The organism is Psychrobacter sp. CAM01, assembly GCF_032842965.1.
In the GTDB taxonomy this organism is placed as follows: domain Bacteria; phylum Pseudomonadota; class Gammaproteobacteria; order Pseudomonadales; family Moraxellaceae; genus Psychrobacter; species Psychrobacter celer.
In genome coordinates this window covers 200,635-219,948 of the sequence record NZ_JAWJBL010000008.1, presented here as the reverse complement: position 1 = coordinate 219,948, position 19,314 = coordinate 200,635, and the positions used below count along the sequence as shown (strand labels likewise).

The 19,314-nt window shown below is 46.7% G+C and carries 17 protein-coding genes; 7 read left to right on the top strand and 10 right to left on the bottom strand.

What is annotated here, in order from left to right:
- Positions 1-62: 62 nt before the first annotated feature.
- Positions 63-1,949, top strand: coding sequence for a monovalent cation:proton antiporter-2 (CPA2) family protein (locus R0I52_RS04610; protein WP_317053360.1), 1,887 nt, complete (start codon positions 63-65; stop codon positions 1,947-1,949).
- 110 nt (positions 1,950-2,059) lie between these two features.
- Here the strand turns inward: R0I52_RS04610 and R0I52_RS04605 are convergent, their stop codons facing one another.
- The gene (locus tag R0I52_RS04605) at positions 2,060-2,989 is read right to left on the bottom strand and encodes a DUF2628 domain-containing protein (RefSeq protein ID WP_317053359.1); all 930 of its coding nucleotides are present in this window, start codon (positions 2,987-2,989) and stop codon (positions 2,060-2,062) included.
- Between the two features lie 275 nt (positions 2,990-3,264).
- Between R0I52_RS04605 and trmB the strand changes: the two genes are divergently transcribed.
- From trmB to R0I52_RS04590, 3 genes are all read left to right on the top strand, one after another.
- On the top strand, positions 3,265-4,098 hold the full coding sequence (gene trmB, locus R0I52_RS04600) for a tRNA (guanosine(46)-N7)-methyltransferase TrmB (RefSeq protein ID WP_317053358.1): 834 nt from the start codon (positions 3,265-3,267) through the stop codon (positions 4,096-4,098).
- Positions 4,099-5,195: 1,097 nt separating this feature from the next.
- Positions 5,196-6,254, top strand: coding sequence for a recombinase RecA (recA, locus tag R0I52_RS04595; protein WP_100749980.1), 1,059 nt, complete (start codon positions 5,196-5,198; stop codon positions 6,252-6,254).
- A 30-nt stretch (positions 6,255-6,284) separates the two neighbouring features.
- Positions 6,285-7,337 (top strand): regulatory protein RecX, encoded by a 1,053-nt coding sequence (locus tag R0I52_RS04590; protein ID WP_317053357.1) that lies wholly within the window; start codon positions 6,285-6,287, stop codon positions 7,335-7,337.
- Between the two features lie 29 nt (positions 7,338-7,366).
- On the opposite strand, the gene R0I52_RS04585 is transcribed toward R0I52_RS04590, so the two are convergent.
- The 7 genes from R0I52_RS04585 to R0I52_RS04555 all read right to left on the bottom strand — a co-directional run bounded on the left by R0I52_RS04585 (position 7,367) and on the right by R0I52_RS04555 (position 14,830).
- Positions 7,367-8,824, bottom strand: a complete 1,458-nt coding sequence (locus R0I52_RS04585) for an anion permease (protein ID WP_317053356.1) — start codon at positions 8,822-8,824, stop codon at positions 7,367-7,369.
- 227 nt (positions 8,825-9,051) lie between these two features.
- A complete protein-coding gene (locus tag R0I52_RS04580) occupies positions 9,052-9,762 on the bottom strand; it encodes a YidB family protein (protein ID WP_317053355.1) in 711 nt (236 codons plus the stop codon).
- A 275-nt stretch (positions 9,763-10,037) separates the two neighbouring features.
- Entirely contained in the window at positions 10,038-10,496 is a 459-nt protein-coding gene (locus R0I52_RS04575) for a hypothetical protein (RefSeq protein WP_317053354.1), read from the bottom strand.
- A 37-nt stretch (positions 10,497-10,533) separates the two neighbouring features.
- Positions 10,534-10,824 carry a succinate dehydrogenase assembly factor 2 gene (locus tag R0I52_RS04570; RefSeq protein WP_317053353.1) on the bottom strand — a complete coding sequence of 97 codons (291 nt, stop codon included), beginning with the start codon at positions 10,822-10,824 and terminating at the stop codon, positions 10,534-10,536.
- A gap of 28 nt (positions 10,825-10,852) precedes the next feature.
- The gene (gene folP, locus R0I52_RS04565) at positions 10,853-11,800 is read right to left on the bottom strand and encodes a dihydropteroate synthase (RefSeq protein WP_317053352.1); all 948 of its coding nucleotides are present in this window, start codon (positions 11,798-11,800) and stop codon (positions 10,853-10,855) included.
- A 196-nt stretch (positions 11,801-11,996) separates the two neighbouring features.
- The gene (ftsH, locus tag R0I52_RS04560; RefSeq protein ID WP_317053351.1) at positions 11,997-13,892 is read right to left on the bottom strand and encodes an ATP-dependent zinc metalloprotease FtsH; all 1,896 of its coding nucleotides are present in this window, start codon (positions 13,890-13,892) and stop codon (positions 11,997-11,999) included.
- Positions 13,893-14,197: 305 nt separating this feature from the next.
- Positions 14,198-14,830, bottom strand: coding sequence for an RlmE family RNA methyltransferase (locus R0I52_RS04555; protein WP_317053350.1), 633 nt, complete (start codon positions 14,828-14,830; stop codon positions 14,198-14,200).
- 341 nt (positions 14,831-15,171) lie between these two features.
- Between R0I52_RS04555 and R0I52_RS04550 the strand changes: the two genes are divergently transcribed.
- Both R0I52_RS04550 and R0I52_RS04545 read left to right on the top strand, forming a co-directional pair.
- A complete protein-coding gene (locus R0I52_RS04550) occupies positions 15,172-15,483 on the top strand; it encodes a YhbY family RNA-binding protein (RefSeq protein WP_075100455.1) in 312 nt (103 codons plus the stop codon).
- A 297-nt stretch (positions 15,484-15,780) separates the two neighbouring features.
- Positions 15,781-16,470, top strand: coding sequence for a hypothetical protein (locus tag R0I52_RS04545; protein WP_317053349.1), 690 nt, complete (start codon positions 15,781-15,783; stop codon positions 16,468-16,470).
- 124 nt (positions 16,471-16,594) lie between these two features.
- Here R0I52_RS04545 and R0I52_RS04540 read toward each other — a convergent pair whose 3' ends face one another.
- Positions 16,595-17,323 (bottom strand): CHAP domain-containing protein, encoded by a 729-nt coding sequence (locus R0I52_RS04540; protein ID WP_317053348.1) that lies wholly within the window; start codon positions 17,321-17,323, stop codon positions 16,595-16,597.
- A gap of 240 nt (positions 17,324-17,563) precedes the next feature.
- Between R0I52_RS04540 and R0I52_RS04535 the strand changes: the two genes are divergently transcribed.
- Complete coding sequence (locus tag R0I52_RS04535; RefSeq protein WP_317053347.1) at positions 17,564-18,079, top strand: DciA family protein; 516 nt, start codon at positions 17,564-17,566, stop codon at positions 18,077-18,079.
- Positions 18,080-18,377: 298 nt separating this feature from the next.
- Here R0I52_RS04535 and lpxC read toward each other — a convergent pair whose 3' ends face one another.
- Positions 18,378-19,295: a UDP-3-O-acyl-N-acetylglucosamine deacetylase gene (gene lpxC / locus R0I52_RS04530; RefSeq protein ID WP_317053346.1), complete on the bottom strand. Its 918-nt coding sequence runs from the start codon at positions 19,293-19,295 to the stop codon at positions 18,378-18,380.
- Positions 19,296-19,314: the final 19 nt, after the last annotated feature.

The following is a 19,314-nucleotide window of genomic DNA, read 5'->3' as shown; positions in this document are numbered from 1 at the left end:
GATGTTTTTTTGACTACGTTTTTGATTATGTCTTTAACCTTGCCACTATTTGAGGATACCAGATGTTCGCTGCCGCCGCCGGCTCACCAAATTTGATGTTACAAGCTACAATCTTTTTAGGAGCAGCGCTGCTGTTTGTACCCCTTGGTAAACGATTTGGTATCGCGACGGTTTTAGGGTATCTCATTACTGGTTTGATTTTGGGGCCAAGTGGCTTGGATGTGGCAGGTGATGCTGAGAGCTTGCTGCATTTCTCTGAATTTGGCGTGGTCATGCTGCTGTTTATCATTGGCCTTGAGCTACAACCATCGCGGCTTTGGGCACTACGGCGTTCGATCTTTGTCCTCGGTGGTTTGCAAGTTGGCCTCACTGGCATGCTGTTAATGTGGCTTTTGCATCAATTTTTTTCTTTGGCATTAGATACTGCCTTTATCGTCGGTTTTGGCCTTGCGCTCTCCTCCACCGCTTTTGTCTTACAGATACTGACCGAAAAGCAGCAGCTCTCTAGCACTCATGGCCGTGAAGCCTTTACTATTTTATTGTTTCAAGACATCGCCGTCATTCCTTTATTGGCGGTCATTCCTTTTTTGTCAGGGGTGCGTGAGCAAAGCTACGACCTGCTGTACTTTGGTAAAGTGTTTGCCGTATTTGCGGGTCTGATTTTTGCCAGCCGTTATGTAGTACGCCCATTTTTTAAGTTTGTGGCCTCCAGTGGTGCCTCTGAACTGCTCACAGCAGTGGCGCTTTTTATTGTGATGGGCGTGTCGATTTTGATGGGTCAGATTGGTCTATCAATGGCACTGGGCGCGTTTTTGACGGGCGTATTGCTGGCCGACTCTGAATATCGTCACGAGCTCGAAGCCAGTATCGAGCCGTTTAAAGGCTTGCTTTTGGGCTTGTTTTTTATGTCGGTTGGCATGCTCACAGACGTCAAGCTTATCTTAGCGGAGCCTATTTTTATTATTGGCTGCGCCATTGCGCTGATGGTGATTAAGTTTGCCGTGATTACCGCCATCGCCAAAGTCTCAGGCAATCGCTGGCCGACTAGTATTAGGCTGGGCGTGACACTGGCACAAGGCGGTGAATTTGCCTTTGTCCTCTTTAGCGTGGCGAGCGCCCAAAACGTCTTGCGCCCTGAGCTTGCCAACACCTTAAACCTCATTGTCACCATCTCTATGGCGCTCACACCGCTGGCGTTTTTATTGCTAGAAAAAATCGGCGAGCCATTATTTGCTAAGAACAAGCCCAATCGTGAGTACGATGCGATTCCTGATCATGAGCATCAAGTCATCATTGCAGGGTTTGGCCGTGTCGGGCAGATTATCGGGCGCGTACTGCGCATGCACAATATCGAATTTACCGCCATTGAACGCTCAGCCAACCGCGTCGACTTCGTGCGTAAATTTGGTAACCAAGTCTATTACGGCGACCCAAAAAACCCTGAAATCCTCCGCGCTGCTGGTATCAAAAAAGCACGGGTGTTTATATTGGCGATTGACGATTTGGAGCGCTCTATCACCACCGCCCAATATTTGCGCAAAAACTACCCCGATATGATCGTCTTAGCACGAGCGCGGGATCGTCAGCATTATTATCGCTTGCGTGAAGTAGGCGTACGTCATATTTGGCGCGAGACTTACCTGTCGTCGTTAGATATGTCGCGCGAGTCGCTACAGCTGCTGGGCATCTCTCCAGAAAAAGCCCGAGAAACGGTGCAGACATTCCGTGATTACGATGATGACTTGATTGAGCGCCAGCAAGCCATTTATGGCGACGAAGCCAGCCTGATCGAGTCGGCGCAGTCAGCCATGGCAGAGCTTGAGAGTCTATTTGATGAAGATATCGATAAAGCGCGCAAGATGGACTTGACTGATTTTTATGAAGCACTAAAGAGTCAAGCAACGCCTGTCGATGACCAAGATGCCAGCGCCGCTGATTCCAAATCCTAAAGCATTGTCATTATAAATTATTGCCACTCTAAAGCATTGTCCTTGACTACATTGACGACATTGACTGGGATACATGCTCGATAGCACACCCTTGAGCCGATATCGATGCATCAGTCAGCTAGGCAGCTTTTTGGGGATTGTTTTTTATTGAGTGAGCTGGTGCAAGCCCAATCATTGCTATCTGGCAGATGATAAAAGACCAAGGTCTGATCATTTAAGTAGCGCACTGGAAAGCTGACGTTTTGAATGGTCGCAATAATGGCGCAATCGGTATTGGTCACCCCTGGCGCTTGGGCTGCGATATGCATGCGCACCTGCTGATCCTCGGTACTAAGCGGCAGATTCACAGGACACTGCCCAGTCTGCTGATAGATCAGCGCCACCCGGTTTTGGGCGTTTTTAGCGATATCATAGGTATCAAACAACACCGCGTTTTCTTTTGGTTTGGCAACGATAGGCAAAAACTGCACTTTAATCACCAATAGCGCAAATGCAAAAAACCCAAAGCCAAGCCCCAAACCAAACAAGCTCACGCCGCCTTCTTTTTTTAGGTGCGCCTTTTGCGCCTCCTCATCACGCGGATAGTCATTGATAGCATCCGCAATCTCACGACGCGCCATACGATAATAATAGGCATCCGTCCAGCGCGCCACCATAAACGACCAAAACAGCCAAATAGCCGCCGCAATACCGATACGGGTGGCCATTTGATACGCATCAGGGACATAAGACATCGCCACAAACTCAAATGCGACCAAAACCAGCGCCACATTGAGCTGAATAAACGACCAACCCGCCACACTATAGACAATGGCGTCCATATAGCGCTTGCGGTATAGCAGCCAAGGAAAAGTGATGAAAAATGCCGCCCAGTGCCATTTGGGCGACAAATACCCTTGCTCATCAAATTCCTCAAAGCGTTTTAGATAATAACGCTGGCTACGATGGCCAATAAACCATTTGTCCAGCTGCCTGCGCTTGGCTGCTGTGAGCTGTTCTTGATAAAACGGTGGTGGCGAATCCGTTTCGATAAATAACATGAAAGTACGCTCTAAGTTTTAAAAAATATCAATCGTTATTATATGATAACGCCAACTGCCCTGCATAGAAAACCCGTGTACACCGATTTGACGTCTTTCGATATTTTAATATCCTTTATCATTGCGATAGTCTTTACTATCGTCTTTGATGTCACATCTATTCTCATCTCCTATAACCGTATAAAAACGCTTAAAACGTATTGCACATTCACAGTCGCAACAATATCACTTATAATGACGCCATCTCACTCACCTAATGAAGCACTGCACATCTTATGAGTCAACATCCTGATAGTAATGACAATCTCACCAGTACGCCAACCACTGATGAGCAAACCCTAATCGACGTCGACACAGCGAGCGCTGACGTTGATGACAACCAAAGCACGCCTGCCGCGGACAAACACATTCGTATCGTCAACACCTTTATGAAACGGCGTACACACATGAACAAAAACGCCGAGCTGGCGTTGACTGCGCCCGAGTTCGCCGATTATTTGGTCAATAACAGCTTTGGCGATGGCGATTTAACAGGCATCCATGACTTGCGCGCGCTATTTGCCGATAGCCCAAATGGCAGTGACGCACCGCTGACCTTAGAGATTGGGTTTGGCTTGGGCGACTCGTTCATCGAGATGGCCGCAGCAGAGCCGGCGCGCAACTTTGTCGGTATCGAAGTCCATGAGCCAGGTATTGGCAAGTGCGCCTATATGGCCGGCACCCAAGGCTTGCGTAACGTCAAGATTATCAATGGTGACGCCATCCAACTACTCAAACAGCTACCAGAAAACCATATCGACCGTATTCAGCTATACTTCCCTGACCCATGGCAAAAAAAGCGCCACTATAAGCGCCGCTTTGTCAGTCCTGAGCGCATGGCGATTGTGACACGTAGCCTAACCCAAGGCGGCTGGTTTCATACCGCCACTGACTGGGAGCATTATGCTTTTTGGATGCTGGATGTACTAGACAACTTTGCTGGCATCACCAACCAAGCAGGCACTGGCAACTTTATAGACAGACCAGACTTTCGTCCAATGACCAAATTTGAGCGCCGCGGTATCGCACGTGGTCATGGCGTTTGGGATTTGATTTATAGCAAAGACTAACACCAAAGATTAAAAATCTTCCCTTAGATAAAGAGCGATAAAGGCGGCTAACAGATTAGCCGCCTTTTTTATGCGCGGCGCTTTGCCAGCGAAGATGATCAAGAGCACAGCGAAATGTGACCGATATAGCTGATAAACAACGCGCCTTAACACGGCCTACTAATTATAAAAAGCTTACCATACGGTCAACTCAGCGCTTCTTGCGACCATTTTGACGGTTTTATTTTTATTAAAAAGAATAATTTTATGGCGTGAAACATCGGCGACACAAAGCAATTTTTTGGAAAAACTATACGCGTGGTATCACAAAGTTAGCTTTGAACTTTAAGAAGTCATAATAAGCGATTTGCGCAAGCATTGATGTTACAAGGGCTTGGTGAGTTCTCCCCATAAGCTGTGGATAACCCTGTGTATAAGTCAGCACTTGACAAGCATTTTCCTAGATATATTAAAGGGTCAGGTAAAATCGTTCATTTTTTGTACAATTTAAAATTTGTTTTAAATCAATAATTTATATCAACACAGAGACGCTGAAAATTTATTTTTCATATTTTTTAGAAAAACCGAAATCAGAGCCGATGTTTCACAATCAGCGAATTTTTACCGAGGATGTATTGTGGACAACTGCAAACCCTATTGACAAACAATACCATTTTCCTATCCAAAATACTTGCTAATTTTGCCAATATTTATATAACTCCAAAAACAATATGTACGCGACAACCGATGTCGTTTAGCATACCTGCGCCCTTAGTATGCTACCCAGATTTTGTTATACTATCCTTATCCAATCAACCACACATCCTTAACGCCTAGTGAAATCAACAAACGCCTTGATAATGAGAGGCTACTGCTTGCACAAGGGGTTATATCAAACTTTTATTTACTTTTATCCGTCATTAATTTTACTGTATAGTAGAATGATTGTGCTCTCGACATCATCGATACGGCATCTTATTCGTCTTGCTAGACATTGACCGTTGCCTACCACTTGGGGAGCCGTCAGTATATATGGCCCGCAGCCTTCCTATTACCCGTATTTTATCTATCATCGAATTTATCGTTTTACACTAATGATTGAAGACAAGGAATCCAGTATGGACGACAATAAAGCCAAAGCTCTCAAAGCCGCACTTGGTCAAATCGAAAAACAATTTGGTAAAAATACCATCATGCAACTGGGCGATGACTCTGCAGTCCTCGATGCCGATGTGGTCTCGACAGGCTCGCTAGGACTAGATATCGCGCTTGGTATTGGCGGCTTGCCAAAGGGCCGTATCATTGAGATTTATGGGCCAGAGAGCTCAGGTAAAACCACCATGACGCTACAGGCTATCGCTGAGTGTCAAAAACAAGGCGGCACCTGTGCCTTTATCGATGCCGAGCATGCGCTTGATCCGGTTTATGCGCGTAAGCTTGGGGTCAATACAGATGACCTACTGCTCTCTCAGCCTGATAACGGTGAGCAGGCGCTGGAGATTACCGATATGCTGGTACGCTCGGGGGCGGTCGATATGATCGTGGTCGACTCCGTCGCTGCCTTGACACCGCGCGCTGAGATTGAAGGTGAGATGGGCGACTCACACATGGGTCTACAAGCTCGCTTGATGAGCCAAGCGCTGCGTAAGATCACAGGTAATGCCAAACGCTCTAACTGTATGGTGGTGTTTATCAACCAGATCCGTATGAAAATCGGTGTGATGTTTGGTAGCCCAGAAACCACAACCGGTGGTAACGCGCTGAAATTCTACGCCTCAGTACGTATGGATATTCGCCGTATCGGGGCGGTCAAAAATGGTGATGAAATCATCGGCAACCAAACCCGTGTCAAGGTCATCAAAAATAAAATGGCACCTCCCTTCCGCCAAGCTGAGTTTGAAATCACTTATGGCGAAGGCACCAATCACCTAGCAGAAGTCATCGACTTAGGTGTCGAAATTGGCGCTGTGGGTAAAGCAGGCTCTTGGTATAGCTATGGCGATGAAAAAATCGGTCAGGGTAAAGCCAACTCTGTGCTTTTCTTAAAAGAAAACCCTAGTATTGCTCAAGAAATCGAAGATAAGATCCGTGAAGAAAAGCTTGGTAGCAAAAAAGACGCCAAAGATACTGACGCCTCTCAAAAAGATGAAAACCTAGCGCCTGAGCCAGTACAATAACGGCACGCTTATTTATCGTTATGATTGATTATGAACATTAAAACTTTAGCTGAAATACTCGCTGAATCGGACGCCGACTCAGCGAGCGCCCCTGCTAGCAAGTTCAAAAAAACCTCTAAAACCTCCCAAACGCCCAAAGCGCTCAGATCGCCTCATGCAGCACGGGTCGATAAAAAAACGTCTCAGAAGTCGGCGTCTACAGCCAAACGTAAAAGACGTGAAAAACGCTTTCATCCAGCCGCGAGCTATAGCCCTGAGCCTAACGACGCACCTGCGTATCAGCCACCAAAAGCGCAAAGTATCAAAGAGATGCTGGCCGAGGTAAAGCATCGTATTCATGGTCATCCGGACGATAGCGCCTCTACCATCACCGCTGATAGCGATGCGCGCCTAGAGGGTGCAGATTATTTAGAGAGCACAGAAGGCTCAGCGCCACTGCCTGACCCTATAGCTGCCCATAGTCACCGTGCAGACGCGCAAGCAGACAACTTACCTGCTGCTCTAAAAGCGTACCTTCGCACCCCTGAGCAAAGACAAGCCGAGATTGACGCTATCAAGGCAGAGAGCCGCCTGCGCTGGCTGGCTTTTTATTATCTGTCGCGCCGTGAGTACGGTAAAGCAGAGCTAAAGCAAAAACTGCTCGATAAGGAGCAAGACCCAGACAAGATTGATGCCTTACTCGATGAATTTGAAGAAAAAGGCTACCAAAGTGATTATCGCACTACCCTTATGCTGATTCGTGAAAACATTCGTAAAGGCCGCGGCCGTCAGCGTATCAAGCAGGAGTTTTATAAAAAGCAAATCACTATGCCAAGCAATATTGATGAGCTCATTGATATGGCAAATGCAGAGTCTGAGGAATTTAGCGAATTTGTCGAGGATGGTGATGACAATCTGGTCGAAGGCGTTGACTGGCTAAAGCTAGCGGTGACCGCTCGCACCAAAAAATACGGCAATACCTTGCCCCGTGAGCCAAAAGACAAGGCTCGTCAATTACGGTTTTTGCAGTATAGAGGTTTTAAGAGTGACATCTGCTTTGCCGCCCTTGACTACACGCTTGAGACATTAGATGAGCGATTTTAACCGTGACTCATCTAACACTCAGATACCTATTAATAATAGCCAAGCACTTTCCACCATATCATACCTGCCCCTATCCAAATCACCAGATTGACCACACTCATGATAGCGCCGATGCCCCACCACTCTTTTAGGGTCACATACCCTGAGTTAAAGATGACGGGGGCGGTGCCGGTCGCATAATGAGTGAGGGTCATCATAATGTTGCCCGCTGCTGCCAAAATCAGCGCATATAGCATGGGCGGCGCTCCTAAGCTCAGCCCAACGGCATAAAAGGCGGCAAATAAAGCGGTGATATGCGCAGTCGTACTTGCAAAAAAGTAATGAATGTATAAATACACCAGCGTCAAAATCGCCACGCCACCTACCCAGCCTAGACCTGTCGTACCAATCATCGCCTCGATATTGTCAGAAAACCAGCGGATCAAGCCAAGCTCATTAAGATAAGCGGCCATCATAATCAGGGCACCAAACCAGATGATGGTATCCCAAGCAGATTTTTCTTTGAGAATATCCTCCCACGTTAGCACTCCAGTCAATATCAAGGTCGTCAGACCGATAAAAGCTGTCGTCGTGGCATCGACGCTGTATTGCTCACCTAATAGCAGCGCCGGGATATTGGCCCAGAGTAGTAGCATCAGGCCAAACACACCGAGCATGATTTTTTCTTGGCGGCTGATGCTACCCATGTCTGCTAGATTGTCTTTTGCAAAGCCTTTAGCGTCGGGTGTGACTTTGACATCAGGTGGATAGATCAGATAAATCACCAAGGGCATCACCACCAAGCACAGAATACCCGGCACAAACATCGCTACCGCCCATGTTGTCCACGACAGCTGAATGTTGCCGCCTGTGGCTTTATTTACCAGGTCTACCACTAAAGGGTTGGGCGCAGTCGCGGTGATAAACATCCCTGAGGTAATCGGATTGGCGTGGTAATTGACCATTGCCAGATAGCGACCAATTTTATTTTGCGTGCCTTCCTCTGGCGTTGAATGAAAGCTTTGGGCGATAGATTTCATAATAGGATGAATAATACCGCCACCACGCGCGGTATTCGACGGCGTGATAGGCGCTATCATCAGCTCAGCCGCCGTCAATGAATACGCGACTCCGATGGTTTTTTTGCCAAAAATAGAAATAAAATAGTAAGCAATGCGGCGACCAAGACCAGTCTTGATAAGGCCGCGCGATATCATCACTGCGATACCAATCAACCATATCAGCGGGCTTGAATAGCTAGAAAGCGCATCATTGATGGCTTGTTTTGGGCTGTCACTGGTCACCCCCGTCAAGGCCACAAGCGTCACGGCGATGATCGCTATCGCCCCGATGGGTAGCACTTTACCGATAATGGCAACGATGGTGGCGATAAATAAAGCCAGCATGTGCCATGCTTCAGAGGTGACGCCCGTCGGTACAGGAATGACAAACCATATGATAAGACCTACGACGATAGCAATAGCGGCTTGGATCGGCTTAAACGGCATGCGTCAGTATCCTATAAGGTGGCTGATACCCTCATCTTATAAGATTACCGGCGCCGTTGCGCATTTGTTCACCATTTTTAACATATCTATGTAGCATGTATTGTTGAATTCCTCACAACAAAAAAGAGCACGCTATACAAACGTGCTCTTTTGACCGCTATTAGCTGTCTGTTTCAGTAACGGCAGACTACACAGCTAAAGGTAGATATAACACAAGCATGGGGCTATTATCGTAAAGTGCCTAGACGGTTGGATAACTGGCCGATGATTTGATCAATCTCTTCGTTAGCCTCCGCTTCGGTATCTAAATTACCTTTGGGGGTAAGCTGATTTACGACTTCAGGCAACAGCTCTGCAATGCCTTGGCGCACCTCGGCTTCGTTGGCACCGGTATGCGCTGCCACTTGTTGAATCTCACTTTCATCAAACAATCGATTGACATCGTTTGGATCGAGATTTTCATTGTCTTGCTGATTGCTCATCCAAGAGCGTGCTTGGTTTTCATAGCCCATTCCAGTGATTTTAGATAACGCACCGCTCAGACCGCCATTACGCTTGATCCAGCTGAGCACCATTGGCATGAGCGCGGCGATAAGCATGCCTTTACCGCCAAAGCCGCTTTGAGTACGCTGACCACCCAGTACGCTTCCTAAGATATCGCCCAAACCACCAGCGCCTGCGCTGACGCCACCACGCTGCGCGCCGCCAGTAAAACCGCCGATGATATCATCTAGGCCAAAGCCATTATCTGATTGACGATCGTATTGACGCGGATTATAGCCGCCTGCCTGACTGCCGCCCAGCACACTTCCTAAGATATCACCCAGACCGCCTGTCCGCCTTGTATCAGCACGCTGATTGACTGGGTTATGTCGGGCATCGGCAGGATCCATGGCTTGACGAGCAACCTGACTGACTAAATTCCCTAATAAACTCATATTGTCCTCCTTTTTTTATCATTATCGTGGTCTAGCATAGTATTTTTTTGGCCGCTATTTGTCGGTAGCCATTTTTTAATGGCCCTGCCTCATAACGTGCATTATCACCATATTTCTCTTAACCATACTTCCTATAACAGCGTTGTTAGTTAGTTGTTAATGAATAGTGCTATTAATATAACAAGCTTTTTTGACAATCGAGATAGGTATTTTGTTATGACATGTAGGCGCTTGTAAGCCTACACATAGCTACCAAGGGAAAAGAAGATAAGTATTTAGACAGTATTGCCCCTGCTCATGGCGGCCAAAACATTTAGCTCTCGCCACTGCTCGGGGCTGACTTGATCGCGAAAAACTGTCACGGCCAACGAACGCTGATAAGGCTCGATGATATCAAATTCAAAACTGAGCGCCCACTCAAAACGGTGAATGGCTTGTAGGTTTGCCACCCATAAGCCCTCCCCCTGCGCCGTACGCATCAACAGCTGCCAGTGTTGATCAAGGCGCTGATTCACTGGCGGCTGGCTTAGATGTAGCAAGATCGGCCGCGATACGGTCAAATAACCAACCACGGCGGCTGCCACCGCTAAGACCAGCACGTACTGCCAAAGCGCCAAAGACGCTAATATACCAAGCCCTATCATGATACTTGCTAAGCTCAGATGTAACAGCAAGCGCAATCGGCTCTTAGGCTCGATAGCAGTATCAATACGCAGAGCAGTTATCGAATCCATGATATCGCGGTAATCTCATAATGGGTCTGGTAGCGAATTAGGGCATCAACTCTTTGGTATGACGCCATGTTTTAATTTTATTGACCAACTCCCAGATTGCATCATCTTCAGGTCGCGATTGATTGGTAAAATAATCCAATAAATCTGGGTCTTCATGAGTGAGCATTTCGGCAAAGGTCGCCTGTTCAGCAGCATCTGCGGTCAAATACTGCTCCTTGACGTAAGGGTCGATATAAAAATCCAGCTCTTTTAGGCCGCGGCGGGCTTGATAGATGACGCGGCGCTGCTCATTGGTTGGCTCAGGTTGCTTGTTTTCAGATATGCTCATAGGAAACGCCTTATAGCTAGTAGGTACATTATTTAGTGGATTGATAGTAAGGGTTGTTGGTCGTAATAACAGAGGTTTGATGATACTCGGTTAATTGCTGCCAGAGCGCGGCCGCTTGCTGCATCATCGCTACATTATGAGTACGGATGATACTCGCGCCTTGCTGCAATGCCAACAATCCCGCCGCAGTACCGATCGCATCTCGCTCGCTGGCTTGCGTAGTGGCAACTGCTGGCACACCGCTCTTAGTGAGTACCTGTGCCAAAAAGCGCTTACGCGAGATACCAAACATCAATGGCAAACCAAGTGTTTGTAATTTATCAAGCTGGGTCAATAGTGCACAATGATGCTCGTAATCTTTTGCAAAACCAAAGCCTGGATCGATGATGAGGTTTTCACGCTTCACGCCAGCACAAGTCACCTCATCAATACGAGCAAGCAGCTCGCGACTGACATCACCGATTACCTCGTCATACTGCGCCAACTCATTCATGGTCGCGGGCTCGCCGCGCATATGCATAAGCATCACCGGTATATCCAGTGCTGCTGCTAATTGGGCCGCACCCTCACGTCTGAGCGCACGTACATCATTCCAAATATCAGCGCCTGCATCAAACGCTGCTTGCATCACGGTCGGGCTGCTGGTATCGATCGACAGCCAAATATCCTGACCCATTTCACCTAACTGCTGACGAATGGCTGTCACCACAGGCACCACACGCTGCACTTCTTCATCCGTCACTACAGGCGTGGCATTTGGACGGGTAGACTCGCCGCCGATATCGATAATCGTCGCCCCTTCATTTATCAGCTGTTTACAATGCTGCAGCGCTTTATCTACCGCGGTAAACTGACCACCATCTGAAAACGAGTCTGGCGTCACATTTAATATTCCCATTACCTGCGGCTGCGATAAATCCAAAACTTTGTTGCGGCTGCGAATGCGATAAGTCGGTAAAGGCTGAAACAATGACATAGGCCATCCATTATCAATAAAAGGGACTAAAAAAGGAGTAATCGGTATTGGCTACCGTTTGCTTATGATACCAGTAAATCCCATACGGTTCTAAATTCTGAATAAAATATGAGCCATAAAAAAGCCCTTTATAAAAAGGGCTTTTTAGCTTCAACAGTGATCTGCCAGCGGTCTTTTGCAGTTTTACTTGCTTGCTCTACATTGCTGGTAATGGCGGCGGTGTCGGACCCGTTGTTTTAACGTCATTTTTTGACAAGTTCACTTCGTTGGGCTGATACACTCTTGGTGGACGTGGCTCTTCACCTGCCAAAATGTCTTGCAACTGATCCCGATCGATGGTTTCCCACTTCATCAAGGCATCGACCATCGCATGCATCTTGTCTTGGTTGGCTTCGATTAGCTCGCGAGCGATATCATATTGCTCTTCTAACATGCGGCGCACTTCTTCATCGACCTTTTGCTGTGTGGCCTCTGAAATCGTACGGCTGCTAGAGCCAAAATAACCTTGTGAGCTGTCTTCATCTTCATACACCATGATGCCTAGCGCATCAGACATACCATATTTAGTGACCATCGCTCGTGCCATTTTGGTAGCACGCTCGAAGTCGTTAGACGCGCCCGTTGACATCTGATTGATAAAGACTTCTTCAGCGATACGGCCACCGAATAAAATAGCAATATCATTGAGCATTTTTGACTTATACATGCTGGTCTGGTCATGCTCAGGTAGCTGCCAAGTCACACCAAGGGCAAATCCACGCGGCATGATCGTTACTTTATGCACAGGGTCGGTACCTGGTAGTAGCTCAGCAACCAAGGCATGACCTGCTTCATGATAAGCAGTAGCACGGCGTTCTTCTTCGCGTATCACCATCGATTTGCGCTCAGGACCCATATACAGCTTGTCCTTTGCGTCCTCAAAATCATTCATATCGACGCTGGTTTTGTTACGACGGGCGGCAAATAGAGCCGCTTCGTTGACCAAGTTGGCCAGCTGGGCACCACTAAAGCCAGGCGTACCACGCGCAAGCGAGCTGGCATCGACGCCGATAGTATTTGGTAGCTTTTTTAAATGTACTTTTAAAATCTGCTCACGGCCTTTGATATCGGGCAGGCCTACTTGTACCTGACGGTCAAAACGTCCTGGACGCAGTAGCGCTTTATCGAGTACATCAGCGCGGTTAGTCGCGGCAATCACGATCACGCCTTCGTTACCTTCAAAACCGTCCATCTCAACCAATAGTTGGTTCAATGTCTGCTCACGCTCATCATTACCGCCGCCCATACCAGAGCCACGGTGGCGACCAACGGCATCGATCTCATCGATGAAGATGATACAAGGGGCGCTCTTTTTCGCTTGCTCAAACATATCGCGTACACGCGAGGCACCCACACCGACAAACATCTCGACAAAGTCAGAGCCTGAGATAGAAAAGAACGGTACTTTGGCTTCACCAGCGATGGCACGCGCCAATAGCGTCTTACCTGTACCAGGCGGTCCAACCATCAAGATACCGCGTGGGATGGTCGCACCTAACTTGGTAAACTTGTCTGGATCGCGCAAGAAGTCAACGACCTCGACCACTTCTTCTTTGGCCTCTTCACAGCCTGCGACATCCTCAAAATTGACGTTGATTTGGTCTTCGGTGAGCATTTTGGCTTTTGATTTACCAAAGCTCATCGGACCACCGCCCTTGCCGCCAGCGCCGCCTTGCATATTACGCATAAAGAATAAAAACAGACCAATAATCAATAAAATTGGGAAACTGGCTATCAGCAATTGCATCAAGACGCTTTGGCGTTTCGGAGCAGTTCCTTGAACTTCAACCTGATTTTCACGCAACAGCGGCATCAGCTCGTCGTCTGACACAGCGGGTCTAATGGTCTCAAAAGATGAGCCATTTTTCTTTTCACCGGTGATTTGCTCGCCGTCGATTTCAACACTGGCTACCTGGTTTTCTGACACCGCGGTCACAAACTCAGAGTAGTTAAGGTTATCCGGCTCAGAGGACTGATCAAAGCCGCTAAACACCAGCACCAAAATGCCGATTACCACCAGCCACAATAAGGTATTTTTTACCATGTCGCTCACTAGTTATTCCCATCCCTTACTTATTGGTGTGTTTACTAAACACGTGACGTCCATAAACGTTTGGCTCATTTGACGATATATAAATCTCAACGAGCATATCGGGCGTTTATTATCAGACGACTTTGCCTAAAACGCATGCTTAAAACAAAGTTAATATACCATGATATGTGGTGTTCCCCTGCATAATTCAAGCAGGTTTCACTTTTATTCAGTTAACGATTGTAGCGGATTTTCACGCATGGTATCCATCTTTTATGATGACGTATTCTCCCGCTTACAATAGCAGCAACTTATTGAAATTAAAACTATTTGATCGCCACCCAAAACATCTCTTTTGATCGTGGTCGTGAGGCAGCGGGCTTGATGCTACGGATTTTACTAAAATCACGCTGCATCTGCTGACGTAATTCTTGTGTACCCTCACCCTGAAACACTTTCATAATAAGCGCGCCATCTTTGGGTAAGGTTGCCAGCGCAAAGTCGACCGCCAGCTCGCATAGGTACATCATACGCGGCTGATCAATCGCGCGATTGCCAGAAGTATTGGGCGCCATATCTGATAGCACCACATCGACCTGCCGATCGCCCACTTCTGCCATAATCGCGTCAAACACCTCAGCCTCACGAAAGTCACCTTGGATAAAGGTGACATCTGGCAACGCATCCATCGGCAAAATATCAGAGGCGATCAAAATGCCTTTATCACCCACCAACTGCCCGGCCACTTGTGACCAGCTACCAGGCGCACTGCCCAAATCCACAACCGTCATGCCTTTTTTTATTAGGCTGGTCTTTTCGTTGATTTCTAGGAGCTTATAAGCTGCGCGGGCGCGGTAGCCGTCTTTTTGGGCCTTTTGTACATAATGGTCGTCAATATGCTCTTGCATCCAAGCACTGCTGCTTTTTGACAATTTTTTGTTTTCGATACGCGTGGCCAAAATACCTGCTCCTATTACTCTGCAAAACTTTATGCGCTTTGATAACGATACACTTTGAAACGCCTGATGACTCATTGCAACGCCTGATGCACACAAGACATAGTACCAATGAGGCGATTTATCTATAGATGCGCTTAAATCATCAAATTCTCTTGGTTAAATAACTGTTTTAAAAGGCAGTAGCGTTTATAATGTGGTCAAACCTTCAGTTTAACATTTTCGGCACGTAAAATCGTGCAAAATCCCGCCGATATCATGCAAGTTGGTCATAGATTATCTATAATGATCACTCACTGCTTTTGGCGGTAATATTTTTATTTTTATCAATACCTAGGAATTCTATGCAACTCGATAACGCTACCATCAAACGTCTAAAAGGCATCGGCCATGAGCTAAAGCCTATCGTTATGATTGGCAACAAAGGCATCACTCCCACCATCACCGAAGAGATTGATCGTGCTTTATCAGATCATGAGCTCATCAAGGTAAAACTACCGGCCGGCACCAAAGAAGAGCGTGATACCATCGGCGCAGAGCTTGCGGCGGCGGCAAACGCCACTTTGGTACATTCTATCGGTCGTATGGCTTTGCTATTACGCCAAAACCCAAATGCCAATCCAAAACTCTCTAATCTCACTCGTCACGCCCAGTAGTATGTCGGCGCAAAGAGACGATGTATATTTAGCGCGAATAAATAAATGGTTGTGCTGTGTATGACCATGCCGCAATGCGCCTGCTATCTGCTATAACCCAAAACCGCGCGGCATGTTGCTCGCGGTTTTTTGCATGACGGGTATATAATCAATCTACTCTAAAATAAATACCAGTAGCACTCTGGCACCGCAGTTTGTTTATGTGGGATTAACTGTATAAACCTCGTGCAGTATTCATACTACCTATCAAAACGGCTGCTTATCACAACTAGTGCCTATCAAAACAGTGATTACATCATGAGCCAAGTCTTTTATTTGCGTTTAGCCACCGACAGCCTCGCCACCCAGGCGCAGCAATTAGGTGTCAGTATCGCTGCGCTATCAGAGATCCGCGTGAGCGTACACGCAGACATCAGCCAGACGTCGCCTTTTTATCTACAGCTTCATTATCAAGTCAGCATGCCCACACCCTCTATGGCGCACCGACTAGAGTGGCCAGTATGGCAGTCAGACAAGGTCGGTTTTGCAGACTATCTGTGGGAGGAGACCTGCCTTGAGTGCTTTATCAGTGCCAAAACGCCGCAAGCTCCTATGGCAAAGGCAAGCGCACCTTATATCGAAATCAACGCCAGTCCAGACGGTCGTTACGCGCTTTATCAGTTTGATGACTATCGGCACCCAGATACTTCGCCGCCGCCAGCCCTGATGACCGATCTGCAAACCCGTGCCACGCTCGAATGGCCAACATCGAGCTCAAGTTCAAGCTTGGGTATAAACTTGGCCTGCTCAGTTGATTTTGAACGTTACTTGCATATACCAGTGACGCCATTGCCGCATCAGCAATACGCCGTATATGGCACCGTGATTGAGTACCTCCACCCCTGCGTTATCTTATGGCTGGATAAAACAGCGCTATATTTTGCGCCCTCTCACACCATTCCGCCTGATTTTCACAATCGCCAGCATTGGGGCCAGTTTGTACTTTAGGTCTTGTGTGCTTCGTGCTATGACAGCGCAGATAAAAAAAACTCAGTAACGTCATAAAGAGCATTACTGAGTTTGGAGAAAACTGGTAAATCAGCTCGCTATCAGCTGATTACTAAATGAATTATTATTTGTCTGCCATGGCGAGGTAGATACCACGATCTGAGGCATCATCTACGTATTTTGAGTCGCGCCAAGTGGTATAACTATGGACACCACTGTATGGGCTGATACCTTTTTGGCGGAAGTCAGATACCCAGTTGGTACCATCAAAAATCTGAATATGACCATGCGGGCGTCTTGAGCTACGGTCATAGACGATCACATCACCCACCTGATGCGGTGTGTCATTACTGATTTTGGTAAAGCCTGCTTGGGCAAGCGTGCCACGCGTGGCGTACTGATACGCTGAAGGATTTGGCGTAAACTCGTAGCCTGCTGATTGCAAGGCTTTACGGACGTAGCGGGCACAGTAGCCAGAGCTTCTAGACAACGCCACGCGTGAAGCACGTGCTGCAGCAATGGCAGGGGCTGAGTTGCTATCAGGTACACGGCTTGCTTGCTTCTGGCGCTGCTCATAAGAGAGGCGACTGGTGAGCGAAGCAAGCTGGTATTCTTTTTGCTTGGCATGAGCACTTAAATTATCAATTGCTTGACTGATTTCATCATTACTATAAACATGGGCGCCGCTATTGGTGCTATAGATATTGCGACTAGAACCGTAGTTCACAGAAGTAGAGATGTTTGTGACGGTATGACTCAAGGTATTATTTGGTTGAAAGGTCGTTTCGACAGCACCACTCGTCTGTGCTATACCCATTCCCAATACTGACAAAATTAATAAAGCTTGTTTCATAAATTTACTACCTATGGTTTATACAGGATTGCTCGTCATCCATGACGACGCATCAATTAATTTAGAGGATATCCACATCAAGCAAACATGATAAAATCCTTATCACAACCACTTCTTTTATCGTGACTCACACCGATAGTTTTGGTCTGGTCAACTGCCACATCACTCACTTGTTATATACTGCGCTTAGCATGTTTATGATAAATATCGTTTTTGTCACCTACTAGATGAGTTATCACGATGTCAAAAAAACAGCCCAATCGGCTTGCCAAGCTTATTGATCATCAAGCTTTTGCTGGTAGCGCACTACCCCAAACCCTTGCTGATAATGTGCAGTTTTATATAAAAGCGACCAATGAGATAAAAGCGCTATTGGTAGACTGTCTACCTGAGGAAATCCTCAATAGCTGCTGGGTCGTCGGACTTACTGCTGAGCAATTGGTGCTCAGTGTCAGCTCAATGACGGCTGCTAACCATATTCGCTATTTACAGAGCGCGTACTTGCAAGTCCTTAATGAGCAGTCAATTACATTTAAACAACTCAAGCAAATTCGCGTCATTGTAGCCAATACTTCTACTGAAAATCATGTATCAAAATCATCTTCAGGGCTAGCGGCGGCCTCATCAAAATCTCGTAAAGCTAATAAAAATCAGGCTCTTAGCCAAAACACAAAGCGGACTATATCACAGGCTGCAGAGCATGTCATCACTGATGAAAAACTCAAAAAAGCACTGTTGCGCCTCGCAAATCACTAAAAATCGCCCCGTTACTATGTAAAGTTATGTAAACAAAAACAGAAAATAATCCTTTAAACGCTGGGTTTTTGTAATATCGCAAACAAAAAAAATCGTCTATCGCTTTCATTCAAATAATGAATGAAAGCGATAGACGATCATAAAATTATCCACAGCTTTTATATTGTCTAGGTTAGCGCAGAATTGTTAAAGTAAGCTAAACAATATATTCAAAAATACGAATATTCTATGACTGTAAGCATGGGCAACTTATGTAATATTGCGTAAATGTTTCGATACTTCGTGTATATTCCTGTATTTATCCTTCAACGGCCAAACCATTGAGTGGCAAATATTCGATCGGACAAGTTACGTTGTCATCAAATGTTACAATTTCAAAGTTATCATGATTGGATAATATCTCACGTACCAGCAAATTGTTTAGAGCATGACCAGACTTGTAGGCATTAAAACGACCTAAAATAGGATAACCTATCAAATATAAATCGCCCAATGCGTCTAAAATTTTATGACGGACAAATTCATCATTGAAACGCAGGCCTTCTTCGTTGAGTACGCTCATATCATCGATGACAATGGCATTGTCCATACTGCCGCCTAGCGCCAAGTTGTTTTGACGCAAAGCTTCGATATCACGTAAAAACCCAAATGTACGAGCCGAGCTGAGCTGCTCGATGAAGTTTTGGGTCGAGAACTGTAATTGGGCGTGCTGAAAGTCTTTGTCGATAGCAGGATGATCAAAGTCAATCTCAAAGTTTAACTCAAAACCCTCATAAGGGCGCAACTCCGCCCATTTATCATCGACTTTTACTCGTACAGGTCGCAAAATCTTGATGAATTTTTTGGGTGCTTCTTGCTCACAAAATCCCGCTTCCAGCAGTAAAGCGACAAAGGGCGCCGCACTGCCATCCATGATAGGTATCTCTGATGCAGACACGCGAATCAGTAGGTTATCAATACCCAGTCCAGCAACCGCACTAAGCAAATGCTCTACTGTACCCACGCGCGTACCTCCAAAGACCAGATTAGAGGACATCATGGTGTCTTGTACCAAAAAGGCACTGGCTGGAATCGGTTGGCTACCGGCGATGTCTGAGCGCTCGAAAACAATACCTGTATCGACTGGCTGCGGATGAAACGCTAAGTCAACAGGCTGACCACTATGGAGACCAGTACCTGTAACGGCTATCGCTGTTTTTATGGTTCTTTGGTTCATGGCTGTCTTCTCACATATT